General features: G+C 62.7%; 9 protein-coding genes. 2 read left to right on the plus strand and 7 right to left on the minus strand.

All coding sequences use genetic code 11. The features are described from left to right. Positions 1-145: 145 nt before the first annotated feature. The 4 genes from AB8A50_RS07165 to AB8A50_RS07180 all read right to left on the minus strand — a co-directional run bounded on the left by AB8A50_RS07165 (position 146) and on the right by AB8A50_RS07180 (position 6,305). Positions 146-1,024 (minus strand): NAD(P)-dependent oxidoreductase, encoded by an 879-nt coding sequence (locus AB8A50_RS07165; protein WP_439077239.1) that lies wholly within the window; start codon positions 1,022-1,024, stop codon positions 146-148. Between the two features lie 3 nt (positions 1,025-1,027). After that, positions 1,028-2,159, minus strand: a protein-coding gene (gene prfB, locus AB8A50_RS07170) for a peptide chain release factor 2 (RefSeq protein ID WP_139285829.1) whose coding sequence is annotated in 2 segments (ribosomal slippage) — positions 1,028-2,089 and positions 2,091-2,159 — 1,131 coding nt in all. Because the reading frame shifts where the segments join, the coding sequence is not laid out codon by codon here. A 108-nt stretch (positions 2,160-2,267) separates the two neighbouring features. Next, positions 2,268-4,760 carry a penicillin-binding protein 1A gene (locus tag AB8A50_RS07175; RefSeq protein ID WP_439077240.1) on the minus strand — a complete coding sequence of 831 codons (2,493 nt, stop codon included), beginning with the start codon at positions 4,758-4,760 and terminating at the stop codon, positions 2,268-2,270. 246 nt (positions 4,761-5,006) lie between these two features. Beyond that, positions 5,007-6,305, minus strand: coding sequence for an N-acetylmuramoyl-L-alanine amidase (locus AB8A50_RS07180; protein WP_439077241.1), 1,299 nt, complete (start codon positions 6,303-6,305; stop codon positions 5,007-5,009). Positions 6,306-7,004: 699 nt separating this feature from the next. Here AB8A50_RS07180 and AB8A50_RS07185 point away from each other — a divergent pair. Beyond that, on the plus strand, positions 7,005-10,175 hold the full coding sequence (locus AB8A50_RS07185) for an Rne/Rng family ribonuclease (RefSeq protein ID WP_439077242.1): 3,171 nt from the start codon (positions 7,005-7,007) through the stop codon (positions 10,173-10,175). A gap of 75 nt (positions 10,176-10,250) precedes the next feature. Here AB8A50_RS07185 and AB8A50_RS07190 read toward each other — a convergent pair whose 3' ends face one another. From AB8A50_RS07190 to AB8A50_RS07200, 3 genes are all read right to left on the minus strand, one after another. Beyond that, complete coding sequence (locus tag AB8A50_RS07190; protein WP_089264122.1) at positions 10,251-11,591, minus strand: dicarboxylate/amino acid:cation symporter; 1,341 nt, start codon at positions 11,589-11,591, stop codon at positions 10,251-10,253. A gap of 118 nt (positions 11,592-11,709) precedes the next feature. Then, a complete protein-coding gene (locus AB8A50_RS07195; RefSeq protein ID WP_439077243.1) occupies positions 11,710-12,318 on the minus strand; it encodes a biotin transporter BioY in 609 nt (202 codons plus the stop codon). A 17-nt stretch (positions 12,319-12,335) separates the two neighbouring features. Beyond that, positions 12,336-13,538: a pyridoxal phosphate-dependent aminotransferase gene (locus AB8A50_RS07200; RefSeq protein ID WP_439077244.1), complete on the minus strand. Its 1,203-nt coding sequence runs from the start codon at positions 13,536-13,538 to the stop codon at positions 12,336-12,338. Between the two features lie 111 nt (positions 13,539-13,649). Here AB8A50_RS07200 and AB8A50_RS07205 point away from each other — a divergent pair, with 111 nt between their 5' ends. Beyond that, the gene (locus AB8A50_RS07205; protein WP_439077245.1) at positions 13,650-15,065 is read left to right on the plus strand and encodes a M48 family metalloprotease; all 1,416 of its coding nucleotides are present in this window, start codon (positions 13,650-13,652) and stop codon (positions 15,063-15,065) included. Positions 15,066-15,126 lie beyond the last annotated feature (61 nt).

Genomic DNA, 15,126 nt, shown 5'->3' on the forward strand with positions numbered 1-15,126 from the left:
CGCGACATGCGGCGTCAGGATAAGCCAGCGCCGGATGTTGAGTTCCGGCATGCGGATGATATCGGGTGACAAGAAGAACGGAAGCGGCCGCGCAGCGACGCGACTGTTTCAAGACGCCGCAGACTTTGGCGGGCGGTTAGCTTGCTCAGCCGTCTCTCGGTTGCGAGATGAGCTCGATCATTTTGGCTTCGTCATCGTCTGGCGCGAAAGCCTTCGCCTTTTCATAGGCTTCAACAGCCGCTGCGCCGACCAGGGGCCTCGCCTGCAAAAGCTGCTCCGCCAATCTCACCGCATAGGCCGCATCCTTATGGCGCAGTGCAGCGGTGAAGGATGCGCCTGAATAATCGCGCGCCACCATTCGCGGCGCATGTCGCAGCACCTGTGGGCTTGCCGCAACGCCGCTCGCGATGGACTCCAGCACCAGCTTCATGTCCAGCCCGGCATGTTCTGCAATGGCCAGACCTTCGGCGAGCCCAGCGATATGGATTGCGCCCATCAGGTTGTTGATCAGCTTGTAAACCGTACCCGATCCGACGGGGCCGAAATGCCGGATCGTCGATCCGATCGGCGCCAGGAACGGCCGGGCCTTGTCGAGGTCCGCAGTATCCGCGCCGACCAGCAGCGTGAGCTTGCCGCTCGCAGCCGCATCCGGCAGACCGGTGACCGGACTATCGATATAGATCAGGCCGCGATCCTGCAGCGCCCTGGCAAGATCGAGCGCGTGCTGGTGCGACACCGTCGAACATTCGATCGCCAGCGCGCCCGCCTTCGCGGTTCGCCCGGCACCATCAATGCCGAGCCACACAGTCTGTGAAGCCTCGTCATCGGCGACCATCGTGACGATGGCATCGGCGCCTTCGGCTGCATCCGCCGGTGAAGCTGCCCAGCGTGCACCACGTGCGATCAGATCTTCTGCTTTCGCCCTGCTGCGATTCCAGACGGCAACGCTGAAGCCGGCTTCGAGATAGCAGCCGGCCATGCCGTGCCCCATGCGTCCCAAACCGATGAACGCAACATGGGGCATGGCTCAGTCCACGTCGTCGATGGCACCTGGCGACGTGCCGAAGGCGCGCTGCGCCAGCGTCGCCGCCATGAACTCATCAAGATCGCCGTCGAGCACGCCTGAGGTGTCCGACGTCTGCACGCCGGTGCGCAGGTCCTTCACCATCTGATAGGGCTGCAGCACATAAGAACGGATCTGGTGCCCCCAGCCGATATCGGTCTTGGCAGCCTGATCGGCAGCGGCCTTCTCTTCGCGCTTCTTCAACTCGATTTCGTAGAGTCGCGCGCGCAGCATGTCCCAGGCCTGGGCCTTGTTCTTGTGCTGCGAACGACCGGCCTGACAGACCACGGCCACGCCACTCGGAATATGCGTCAGACGTACGGCGGATTCCGTCTTGTTGACGTGCTGACCGCCGGCGCCGCCTGAACGCATCGTATCGACGCGCACATCGGACTCGTTGATGTCGATCTTGATGCTGTCGTCCACGACCGGGAAGATCGCGACACTCGAGAACGAGGTGTGACGACGGGCGTTTGAGTCGTAAGGCGAGATACGCACTAGACGATGCACGCCGCCCTCGGTCTTCAGCCAGCCATAGGCATTGTGGCCGGAGATCTGGATGGTCGCCGATTTGATGCCGGCTTCTTCACCCTGCGTCTCTTCGAGATACTCGATCTTGAAACCGTGCTTTTCAGCCCAGCGCGTATACATGCGCAGCAGCATCGAGGCCCAGTCCTGGCTCTCGGTGCCGCCAGCGCCGGCATGGACTTCGAGATAGGTGTCGAAGCGATCGGCCTCGCCAGAGAGCAGCGCTTCCAGCTCGCGGCGCGCGACCTCTTTCTTCAGCGCCTTGAGCGCATTCTCGGCTTCGGTCACCACGCCCTGATCGCCCTCGGCCTCGCCGAGCTCGATCATTTCGATATTATCGTCGAGTTCGCGCATGACCTTGCCGATGCCCTGAAGCGAATCCTCTAGCGAGGTGCGCTCCTGCATCAGCCGTTGGGCCTTTTGCGGGTCGTTCCAGAGATTGGGATCTTCGGCGAGAGCGTTCAGCTCTGCAAGTCGTGCCGTGGATGCATCGACGTCAAAGATGCCTCCTCAGCAGCCCGACTGACTGCTTGATCTCTTCTACGAGGCGTTCGATTTCAGCGCGCATGGAAACTCTGATCTGGCGGCATCAGCCGCAATACGAATGGTGATCGGGATGTAGCGGCGTGCGCGGCAAAGCGCAATCCGCAAGGATCTGCTGTGGGTCAGATGAGCCTCAATACAGCCCGCCCGTTCCCGGTCGCATGAAACTGCGGTCGGTTTCCGGCGACACCGAGAGCGAACGACCGTCCGCATCGGCGACACCGATCACAGAGTAGTTGTCCGGCGGCGCGGTGCCCGGCTTGAAGGCCTCGAGGATGGTGCGGCCGCCATCGCCCGGTCCGGCGCGCATGCCCGACTTGGCGTCGACGCGGATCAGCTTGATGCCGGCAGGCACGCGGAACGGCACGGCCGGCTTGTCGGCGAGCGCAAGCTTCATGAAGTCCTTCGCGATCGGCGCAGCCAGCGCACCGCCGGTGGCCTTGTTGCCGAGGTTCCGGGGCTTGTCGTAACCGACATAGATACCGACGACGACGTCAGGCGAGAAACCGATGAACCAGGCATCCTTCTCGTCATTGGTCGTGCCGGTCTTGCCGGCGATTGGCTTGCCGACTTCGCGGAGCACGGTCGCGGTGCCGCCCTGCACGACGCCTTCCATCATCGAGGTGATCTGGTAGGCGGTCATGGCGTCGAGCACCTGCTCGCGGCGGTCGACGAGCTGCGGCTCAGCTTGGTTCTTCCACCCCTCCGGCGCGTCGCAGCCGCGGCATTCGCGCTGGTCGTGCTTGAAAATCGTATGCCCGTAGCGGTCCTGAATACGGTCGATCAGCGTCGACTTCACGCGGCGGCCGCCATTGGCGAACATCGAATAGGCCGTCACCATCCGCATGACGGTCGTTTCACCGGCGCCGAGCGCGTAGGACAGATAATTCGGCAATTCATCATAGACGCCGAACCGCTTGGCATATTCGCCGATCAGCGGCATGCCGACGTCCTGCGCCAGACGCACCGTAACCGTGTTCAGCGAGCGCATGAGCGCGTTGCGCAGCGTCACCGGGCCGTAATACTTACCGGTCGAATAGTTCTCCGGACGCCACACCCCGGCGCCCTGCCCCTGATCGATCTCGATCGGCGCGTCGACCACGACGGTGGACGGCGTGTAGCCGTTGTCCATCGCTGCCGAATAGACCAGCGGCTTGAAGGATGAGCCGGGCTGACGATAGGCCTGCGTGGCGCGGTTGAACTGGCTCTGGTCGAACGAGAAGCCGCCGACCATGGCGAGCACACGTCCGGTCAAAGGATCCATCGCAACCATGGCACCGGACACTTCCGGATACTGCCGCAGCCGGAACTGGCCTTCGACGACGGAACCGTCCTTGTTTGTGAGCGGATCGACATAGATCACGTCGCCCGCGGCCAAAACCTGCGACACGGCCGTCGGTGTTTTGCCCTTTGTCGGGCCGGCGGCGGGTTTGGCCCAGCGCACGCCGTCCAGCGTGAGGATGCCGGTCTGGCGATCCTTGAGCACAGCACCGCCGAGTTCACGGCCCGGCTGAAAGCCGATCCGCGCCGACTGATCGCTGACATCCAGCACGACCGCGAGCTTCCACGGCGCGATGTCGGACAGCGCTTTGACCTCGGCGAGCTTCACGCCCCAGTCACCGGAAATATCGATCTTGTTGGTCGCTCCGCGCCAGCCACGCACCTCGTCGAAATTGATCAGGCCGTTGGTCATGGTCTTGCGCGCCATTACCTGCAGCTTGGGATCGAGTGTGGTGCGGACCGAGAGACCGCCTTCATAGAGCTTCTTTTCGCCGTAGCGTTCCAGGATGTCGCGGCGCACTTCCTCCGCAAAATACTCGCCGGCAAAGATGTGACCAGAACTGTTGCGGCCGGTGACGCTCAGCGTCTCCTTGCGCGCCTTGTCGGCATCAGCCTGCTTGATCCAGCCGTTCTCCAGCAGACGATCAACCACATAGTTGCGGCGCTCGGTGGCACGGTCGCGGTTCTTGATCGGATGCAGCGACGACGGCGCCTTCGGCAAAGCTGCGAGATACGCCGCTTCCGACACGGTCAGTTCGTTCACCGACTTGTCGAAATAGACCAACGAGGCGGCGGCGATGCCATAGGCACCGAGGCCGAGATAGATTTCATTGAGATACAATTCGAGAATCTTGTCCTTCGAATAGGTGCGCTCGATGCGCATCGCCAGCAAGGCTTCCTTGATCTTGCGGGTGAAGGAGACCTCGTTGGTCAGAAGGAAGTTCTTCGCAACCTGCTGCGTGATCGTCGACGCGCCCTGCGGCCGGCGGTTGGAGCCAAGGTTCTGCGCGTAAAGCACCATCGCGCGCGCCATGCCCGAATAATCGAGGCCACCATGCTCGTAGAAATTCTTGTCTTCGGCCGCGAGGAACGCGTTGATCACCAGCTTCGGCACGGCCTGAATCGGCAGATAGAGCCGGCGCTCCTTGGAGTATTCGCCAAGCAGTGCACCGTCCGCCGCATGGACGCGCGTCATGACCGGCGGCTCATAATCCTGAAGCTGCGAATAGTCCGGTAAGTCCTTGGAATAATGCCAGATCAGCCCGGCTGCGGCGGCGACGCCCACCAGGAACACCACGGTTCCTGCAGCGAACAAGAAACCCAGAAACCGCACCAGCAGACGCATTATCGACGATCCGTTTCAATCGCTGTGCCGCAATATAGCATACGGCGGCCCCCATGGGCTCGAAGTCAGCAACAAGTCCCGCGGCAAAAATCAGCAAGGAGACAACCCGAAATGGCCGTCAGTCTTGACCGATTCTGACAGCCACACGGAAATTTTTATAGAGCTCCGGCTGTGGCCAAACTAGGGCTTTCATACTGAAGGCCAGGGCTTTCGTACTGAAAGATTTGTCATTTTCAGTTCCGGTCGTCAGTTTCCCGGGCCGGCAGAGACCATCCGCTTGGAGAAGAACCCGTCGATCGCCTTGGCGACCGCCCCGACAGTCTTGGAGCGCCAGTTCTCGGACATCAGCTGCTGGAGATCGTCCTTGTTGGACACGTAACCCAGTTCGATCAGCACTGAGGGGACATCCGGGGCCTTGAGCACGCGGAAACCTGCCGATTTCAGGGGATGCTTGTGCATCCGCGCCGTGGTCTTCATCTCGCCCACCACCAGCCGGGCAAAGCGGTTCGAGAAGGTCCGGGTTTCGCGCTGCGCCAAGTCGATCAGGATGTCGGCAACGTCAGTTGGTTCTTCCGTCAGATTGACGCCGGCGATGGCGTCCGCCTTGTTTTCCGAGTCTGCCAGCCGCTCCGCCTCCGCATCGGAGGCCTTATCGGACAGCGTGTAAACAGTGGCGCCCTGCGCATCCCCCTCGCCTCGCGGCAATGCATCGGCATGGATGGAGACAAACAAAGCAGCCGACTGGTTGCGCGCCACCTTCACCCGTTCATCCAGGGGGATGAACGTATCGTCGGCGCGGGTCATCACGATCCGGTATTTGCCGAGCTTCTCCAGACGATCACGCAGGGCCAGACCGAAACCCAGCACGATCCCCTTCTCGCTCTCGCCGCCGGCCTGGGTGCCGTTATCGATGCCGCCATGACCGGGATCGATCACGATGACTGGACGGGCGTCCGGCGCGGCATCGGGCACGGCGCTGGCGACCACCTTGGTGGCAACCGGAGACGCCGCAGCAGTCGTTCCGACGGCCGGTCGCAGATCCGGGCGATTCTCAACTGCCAGCGCCTGTACGAATGTAGTGCGATCGACCGATTCGAGTTCGATCACCATCCGCGCCGGCTGCCCGTTGGCGGGATCGAGCGCGTAGGAATTCTTGATCTTGGCCGGTCCGGTCAGGTCAAACACCATGCGCGACCCGCCAGGCATCACCAGACCGTAGCGGAACGCCTTGATCAGGCCGCGGGAGACCGTCCCGGCGCCGGGGTCGAGATGGAAATTGACCTGGGGAAGATCGATGACCACCCGATATGGGTCAGCCAGCGCAAAGGCACGCAGCGGGATCTTCCGGTCGAGATCGAGAATGAAACGGGTCTGTTTCTCGTCACCGGCGATCCGCACGTCGGAGGCGATCGGGAAAACGCCCTCGACTTCCGCGCGTGGCGTCTCGCCGGCGGCCTGGGCGGAGTTCGGACACCAAAACAGCCCGAAACCGGCACTGAAGAGCACCGTGGCCAGCCTGACGATGTGGTTTGCGCGGCTCGTCAACGAATCCACTGCCTCCGAAGCAGCCCCTCATTAACCCAATAGGATTGCAGGGTTAACCGGAGCTTAAGTCGGCCATATCGAATAAGCCTGAGTGTTGCAGCCTTGTGACGCTTCCCTTGCATGCGACCCCCATTCCTCGTATGTACGAAGAGCTGACGGTTTAACTCCCGGTTGTGTCGCGTTCAGCCTCCCGGTGCAACGCTCGCTCCCCCGACCATCTATCGGTGGATCCAGCGTTTTCCGGCCTCCTCTCTACAACCAGCGCAGCGCGCGGTTGCCCAGAGAGGCGGTCTTAGCCCAGGCGGTGTCCGGTCCCAGGTCCTTTCTCGCTCCCGGGGCGGCTTTAGACACTTCATGACCGATTATTCCGGCCTTACGGGCGGAGTATGCGACAGCCGGTGACCGCGTTCTGCGGCGCGCCGGACGTCAGCAAAAGGCGGCGCCTTTGCCGCCAAGATGTTCAGACGGGCCGACGCTTGATGCGCCAGACTGTGATGCCGACCGAGACCCAGGTGGGAACTATGCCGATGCGAGGCCCAAGCCTCGCGCGTCGCCCCGCACTGACCTCGCGATCGGCACGGCGTTCAGGGCTGTGTTTCGGCCTTCCCCTCACCCCCGAATCAGGTGGACCGTTGCGTCACCCGGCTGCGCGATACGCGCTTGCCGCCACGCACGCCGTCCGCCTCCATGAGCTTCCAAATGCCAAACAAAATGTTGATCGATGCGACTCACCCGGAAGAGACCCGGGTCGTCGTGGTTCGCGGCAATCGCGTCGAAGAGTTTGATTTCGAGACTGCGCAGCGCAAGCAGCTCCGCGGCAATATCTACCTCGCCAAGGTCACGCGCGTCGAACCATCGCTGCAGGCCGCCTTCATCGAATACGGTGGCAACCGCCACGGCTTTCTCGCTTTCAGCGAAATCCATCCGGACTACTATCAGATCCCGGTCGCCGACCGTCAGGCGCTGATCGAGGCGGATGAACGGGCCCATCGCGAAGCTGAGGAAGAGACCGAAAACCGCTCCAACCGTAAGCGCTCGCGTCATCGCAACTCCCGTCGCCGCGACCGTGGCGAGCGGGTGCAGAGCGATGTCGTCGATACGACGGCGATCGATCCGTCGCAGGCCGAACAGCCGCGCGATCCGGCCTTCGAGGTCCACAGCCATACCCATGATGACGGGCACCACGCTGCCGATCACGACCATCATGACCATGACGGTCACGAGCACACCCACGCGCATGAGCACGCCGAAGGCGATCATGCGCACGACCATGATCATCACGATCATGCCGCCGCACCGGTCGCGTCCGAGAGCGTCGCTGCCGAAGCTGTGGCTCCCGAGGTCCTCGTGTCAGAGGTCGTTGCATCCGAGCCTGTGACCGAACAGCCTGTTTCGGCAGGCTTCTCGCCTGCTCCGGTCGAAGCCGTTGCGGAGACGCCGGCGCCAGTCGCCGCCGAGGCGCATGATGATCACGCGCATGACGAACAGATTCAGGCCGCTCACGCCGAAGAGAACGCGGCGCATGCCGAGGACGTTCACCACGAAGAGCGTGCCGAGGGCGAGCACACCGCTGCCGCTGACAGCGACGAGGAAGACGAAGACGACGGCGAGGAAGAAGCCGAAGAGGATCAGGTCGAATCCGTCGGCGGTGACGACGTTCTCGAGGAAGTCCCGGAGCGCGCCTTCCGTCCGCGTCGCCAGTACAAGATCCAGGAAGTCATCAAGCGCCGCCAGGTCATGCTGGTGCAGGTCGTCAAGGAAGAGCGCGGCAACAAGGGCGCTGCACTGACCACCTACCTGTCGCTTGCCGGCCGTTACGCCGTGCTGATGCCGAACACTGCCCGTGGCGGCGGCATCTCGCGCAAGATCACTTCGGCACAGGATCGTTCGCGTCTCAAGGAAGTGGTGTCGGACCTCGACGTGCCGGAAGGCATGGGGATCATCCTGCGCACCGCCGGTGCCTCGCGCACCAAGCCGGAAATCAAGCGCGATTTCGAATACCTGATCCGGATGTGGGAAACCGTCCGCGACATGACGCTAAAGTCGCAGGCCCCGACCCTCGTCTATGAGGAAGGCTCGCTGATCAAGCGTTCGCTGCGCGACCTCTACAACAAGGAAATCGACGAAATCCAGGTTGCGGGCGAAGCCGGCTACCAGGAAGCGCGCGATTTCATGCACATGCTGATGCCGAGCAATGTGCGCGCGGTGAAACAGTATCGCGACGGCCAGCCGCTATTCTCGCGCATGGGCGTCGAGAGCCAGTTGGACGCAATGTTCTCGCCGACCGTGCAACTGCGCTCCGGTGGCTACATCGTCATCAACCAGACCGAAGCTCTGGTCTCGATCGACGTGAACTCGGGCCGTTCGACCCGCGAACACCACATCGAAGACACCGCGCTGAAGACCAATCTCGAAGCCGCCGAGGAAGTCGCGCGTCAGCTGCGCCTGCGCGATCTCGCCGGTCTGATCGTGATCGACTTCATCGACATGGACGAGAAGCGCAATAACCGCGCTGTCGAACGCAAGATGAGCGACTGCCTGCGGCAGGATCGCGCGCGCATCCAGGTCGGCCGCATCTCGCATTTCGGCCTGCTCGAAATGTCGCGCCAGCGCATCCGCGCCAGCGTGCTGGAAAGCTCCACGGATATCTGCCCGCATTGCGGCGGCAGCGGTCACGTTCGTTCGGTGTCGTCGGTGGCCCTGCAGTTGCTGCGCGGCCTCGAAGAGACCCTGATGAAGGGCGCCACGCACAACCTGATCGTGCGCACCCGCACCGATGTCGCGCTCTATGTGCTGAACCACAAACGTGGCCATCTGCGCGATCTCGAAAATAGCTTCAAGGTGACGCTCGCCGTCATCGCCGATCCGAATGTCAGCGGTCAGCAGTCCTTCGTGATCGACCGCGGCGAACAGGTCCATACGCTGGAAGCCGCCAAGGCGCTTCTCGCGGCTCAGGTTGCAGCCTTCCCGCCGCCGCTGGAAGAAGAACCCTTCGACGACGAAGACCTGTTCGAGACGGAAGCCGAAATCGAAACCGAGGAGACCGAAGGTCTCACCGACGACGAGACCTCGGGTGAAAGCGCCACCGGCGATGCAGACGGCGATGGCCGCAAGCGCAAGCGCCGTCGGCGCCGTCGCGGTCGCTCCGGTGAAACCCGCGAAGGCGGCGCTCCCGGTCGCGAGGGCGGCGATCTCCAGAACGCCGCTGAAGGCACGGTCGAAGGTAACGTCGAAACCGTTGGCGACGACAGCGAAGGTGAAGACGACGAGGCCGACGATCAGCCCCGTGAAGCCCGCGCCGATCAGCCGGCCGATGGCGAGCGTCGCCCGCGTCGCCGTGGCCGTCGCGGCGGACGCCGCCGGCGTGGCGGTAACGACGAAGGTCTCGCCGGATCGATCTCCGATGAACTCGGACCGACGCAGACCTCGGAAGCCAGCGATGCCGTGGCCGATCTCGAAGGTCAGGACACGCGCCACGACGCACAGCCGCACCAGTACGCAGCTTCGGACACCGTGACGTCCTATGCCGCACCACAGCCAGAGGCCGAACAGAGCCGTCACAACGCCGTGCCGATGTTCGCTCCGGCAGCGCCTGAGCCGGCGCCGGCTGCCCCTGCTCCTGTCGCAGCACCTCCCCCCGTGCAGGAAGCCGCGGCACCGCAGGAAGATGACAAGGCTGCAGCACGTCGTCGCTCGACGGTGCGCGAGAAGGTCAACTTCGGTTCGACGTCTCCGGAGCCACAGCCCGCGGCAGCGCCTGTCGCTACAGCCCCGGAGCCGGCACCTGCTCCAGCCGCTGCACCGGCCCCTGCGGTCGAAGCCCAGCCGCGCAAAGCCGGCTGGTGGTCACGCGTCCTCGGCAGCGACTAAGCGCCTTCCAACGCAACAACGAAAAGCCGCCCGGCAAAACCGGGCGGCTTTTTTAGTGCTGCGATCTACTGCGGATCAGTCCGTGGTGATTGCCGTTTCGACATCCGATGGATCGATGGTCTTGTTGAGATTGGCGTGCATCGTGTCGTGATCAAGCTCGCCTTCCCACCACGACACGAACACCGTAGCAATGCCGTTGCCCGTGATGTTGGTAAGCGCGCGCACCTCGCTCATGAATTTGTCGATCGAGAACACGATCGCCATGCCGGGCACCAGACGCGGATCAACCACCGACAGCGTGGCTGCCAGCGTGATGAAGCCGGCGCCGGTGACGCCCGAAGCACCCTTGGAGGTCAGCATCGCCACGATCAGGATAGTCACCTGCTGGCCGAACGACAGATCCACCCCGAGCGCCTGGGCGATGAACAGCGTCGCCAGGGTCATGTAGATGTTGGTGCCGTCGAGGTTGAACGAATAGCCGGTCGGCACCACGAGGCCGACGACCGACTTCGAACAGCCCAGACGCTGCAGCTTCTCCATCAGCTGCGGCAACGCGCTTTCCGACGAAGAAGTGCCGAGCACGATCAAAAGCTCATCCTTGATGTAGACGATGAACTTGAAGATGTTGAAGCCGACGATGCGGGCAATGATGCCGAGCACGACCACCACGAACAGTGCTGCAGTCGCGTAGAACAGCACGATCAGGCTCAACAGGTTGGTGAGCGCCGCCGGGCCGAACTTGCCAATGGTGTAGGCCATCGCGCCGAATGCGCCGAGGGGGGCGGCCTTCATGACGATGGCGATCACGCCGAACACGGCATGCGACGTCTCATCAATCATGTCGCGTAGCCTGTGACCACGCTCGCCCAGCGCCATCAGCGCAAAACCGAACAGGATCGCGAACAACAGCACCTGCAGGATGTCGCCCTTGGCGAAGGCGCCAACGACACTGTCGGGAATGATGTTGAGCACGAAATCGACCGACTTCGTTGCTTCAGCCTGCTTGACGTAATTGGCGACTGCGCCTGCGCTACCTTCGGTCTTGGTCACCAGACCATGGCCGACCTGGAACAGGTTGCCCATCACAAGGCCGAGGATCAGCGCGAAGGTCGAGACAATCTCGAAATAGACCAGCGCCTTGATGCCGACGCGGCCGACCTTCTTGGCGTCCTGGATATGGGCAATGCCAGACACCACGGTACAGAAGATGATCGGCGCGATCACCATCTTGATCAGCTTGATGAAGCCGTCGCCGAGCGCCTTGATCCATTCATTGGTGGCGAACTGAGGCTCCAGCCACCCGACCAGCACACCGATCACGATGGCGATCAGCACCTGAATATAGAGAACCTTGTACCAGGGCTTTTTGACCGGAGCGGCCACTCCCGGACCCGCCGTTGCCGTTACCGCAGACATTCCGCTTCAACTCCCTGAGCATTTTTACTGCCGCGGTCATTAGTCACATGGGCGGCCTCTTGCAAGCCGCCACGCGGAATTACTTGGGCGATTAATGAACAAATATCGCGCCGAGCGTTCAGCGATACCGGCGATCAACCATTCCGCGCAGGACGGGCACTAGGATCGCGCCCAATGTGTTCTTCACTAATGCCCCCGCCAGGAACGGCATCACGCCGACCAACCAGGCTTTCTCGGCGCCGAGCTTCATACCGTAAGCCAGCCAGGCAAAGCCCATGGCCATGATCACGATGTGGCCGATGGCCATGACAACGAACAGGCGGACCATCGAGCGATCCCATCCGCGTTCGCTGAACCAGCCCGTGACGAATGCAGCAACGACGAAGCCGGACAGGAAGCCGGCCGTCGCCCCTGTGAGCGGTTTGAGACCGCCAACGGGCCCGGCGAACACCGGCAATCCCAATGCACCGACGGCGAGATAGGCGATGATCGTCAACGTGCCGAGGCGCCAGCCATAGACGGCGCCGATCATCAAAACGACCAGCGTCTGCAGGGTCATCGGCACATATGGCAGTGGCAGATTGATCTTCGCCGAAACCGCCAACAACGCGACTCCGAACGCCGCCAGCACTATGGCGCGCCGTACGACGGCGAAGCCTTTGCGGCGAGCCGGCCACCACACACTGGCGATCGAGACGTGGGGCAAATTCGAGACGGATGAATCCATCGACAAGACAGGCTCCCTCACTTCGGGCCGCCCTGCCCGAGCCATTTGCTGATCCGCGCGACAGCCTCGTGCATGTCCTCGGTGGAGCTCGCATAGGAGAAGCGAATATAGGACTTGCCATGGATCGGATCGAAGTCGCTGCCGGGCGTTGCGGCGACATGTGCCTGTTCCAGCATCTGCTTGGCGAAATCGAAGCTGTCAGTGGTGAATTTCGACACGTCTGCATAGAGATAGAAGGCGCCATCGGCCGGCAGGAAGTCCGTGAGGCCGGCTTGCGGCAATCCTGCGGTCAGGACGCGGCGGTTCTCCTGATAGCCATGCTTGATGTCTTCCATCTGCGCATGGCCGTCGAACGCAGCTTCCGCTGCTATCTGCGACAGCGTCGGCACCGAGATCGACAGGTTCTGCTGCAGCCGTTCCATGGACCGCACCAGCGGCTTGGGCACAACCATCCAGCCGACGCGCCAGCCAGTCATGCAAAAGTACTTCGAGAAGGAATTGATCACCAGCGCGTTCGGCGACAGCTCGGCCGCGGTCACGGCCGGAAATGCATAATCGAGCCCATGATAGATCTCATCCGAGATGAAGCGGATGCCGGCGTCATCGGCCGCGTGGATCAGGCTGGTCAGTGCTTCGCGCGACATCATGGTGCCCGTGGGATTGGCCGGACTAGCGACCAGCACGCCCTTCAGCGGCTTCTCGCGATGCGCGGCGAGCAAATCCTCGGCAGTCAGAGCGTGCCGTTTGTCGGCATGGGTCTCGATCAGTACCGGCTCGCAGCCGAGCGCAGTCAGAATATGCCGATACGGCGGATAGCCGGGCACGGTGACGGCGACGCGGTCGCCGGGCTCGAACAGGGCCAGAAACGACAGGATGAACGCGCCGGAAGAGCCGGTGGTCACCACGATCTGCTCCGGATCGACCGTGCAGCCATAGACGTCGCGATAATGCCTGGAGATCCGCGCACGCAGCGATGGCGTGCCGAGCGCAGCGGTATATTCGATCCGCCCGTGCGCCAGTGCAGCCTGCGCAGCCTCGATGGCCACCTTGGGCGCGGGCGCTGCCGGTTGCCCGACTTCCATGTGAATCACGTGCCCGCCAGCGGCCTCGATCCGCGCCGCGGCGGCCATCACATCCATCACCATGAACGGGGGAACATCGCTGCGTCCGGACGCCGCAAGAAGGCTGTGTGCCCGGGTTTTGAGGATCGTATCTGGCATGGAAATCTGCTATCTGCGCGGCGTTATGCACGTTACGGCATGGGAGCAACGCCGCGCTCCCGCCGCAATATTTGACTTGTTAGGGCTTATATCGAATCCGAACCTCGGCCAATGATGAAAGACCTGCAGCTGCAGCCTAAAAGGGCTGCATCTCGATTGTTCTCGAAGCTGACCACGCTGCTGACCGCGGCGGCGCTGACGCTGACGCCAATGGCCGCCCATGCGCAGCAAGGCGATGCCCCGCGCCTGCTGCGCGACGCCGAGATCGAACAGCTGCTGCGTGACTATACGCGCCCGATCCTGCGCGCCGCAGGCCTCGAAAAGCAAAACATCCAGGTCGTCATCATTAACAACGCCAGCTTCAATGCCTTTGTCGCTGACGGTCGCCGCATCTTCGTCAATCACGGAGCGCTGATGCAGTCACAGACGCCGAACCAGCTGATCGGCGTGCTCGCCCACGAGACCGGCCATCTCGCCGGCGGCCATCTGTCGAAGCTGCGCGAGCGTATGGCACAGGCGCAGACCCAGATGATCGTGGCGATGCTGCTCGGCGTCGGCGCAATGGCGGCGGGAGCGCGCGGCGGCAACTCCAATGGTGCTGCCGGCAATATCGGCGCCGCAGCGGTCGCCGCGCCGCAAGCGATGATGATGAATACGATGCTGTCCTATCAGCGGCAGCAGGAAGAAAACGCCGATCGCGCCGGCGTCAAATTCCTGAACCAGACCGGCCAGTCGTCCAAGGGCATGTACGAGACGTTCCAGCGCTTCGGCACCGACAGCCTGTTCGCAGCACGCGGAAGCGACCCGTATATGATGTCGCATCCGATGCCCCGAGAGCGCGTTGCCGCCCTCGAGGAGCTTGCGAAGTCGAGTCCCTATTGGGACAAGAAGGACGATCCGGCGCTGATGCTGCGCCACGAGTTGATGCGCGCCAAGACCGCCGGCTTCATGGAGCAGCGTGACACGGTGCTGCGGCGCTATCCGCCATCCGACACCAGCCTGCCCGCGCAGTATGCCCGTGCCATCGCCACCTATCGCCATGGCGATCTGCGCGTGGCCGTCGAGCAGATCGATGCGCTGATCAAGGCGCAGCCTAACAATCCATATTTCTACGAGTTACGCGGCCAGGCGCTGCTCGAAGGCGGCAAGCCCAACGAGGCGATTGCGCCGCTGCGCCGTGCGGTGCAGCTCTCCAACAACGCGCCACTGATCGAGATGATGCTCGGCCAGGCGCTCGTCGCCTCCGACAACAAGACCTATACCGACGAGGCGATCCGCATCCTGCGCACTGCGGTGGCGCGCGAGAGTGAAGCGCCCGTCGGCTACATGCAGCTCGCCATGGCCTATGGCCGCAAGGGCGAACTCGCAGAGGCCGACTTGGCCTCTGCCCAGGCCGCCTTCCTTCGCGGCGACAACAAGACCGCCCGCGACCTTGCCTCGCGCGCCAAGGCGCGGTTTGCCGTGGGCACGCCCGGCTGGGTGAAGGCCGATGACATCATCGCCGCGAAAATGCCGGGCAAGAACTAGCGCGCCTCCCTCTGCAATGTTCTGAAACAAATGGCGGCTGATCCGTAATCTTTCGCAATGT

The sequence above is a fragment of the Tardiphaga sp. 841_E9_N1_2 genome (assembly GCF_051811065.1).
Taxonomy (GTDB): Bacteria; Pseudomonadota; Alphaproteobacteria; order Rhizobiales; family Xanthobacteraceae; genus Tardiphaga; species Tardiphaga robiniae.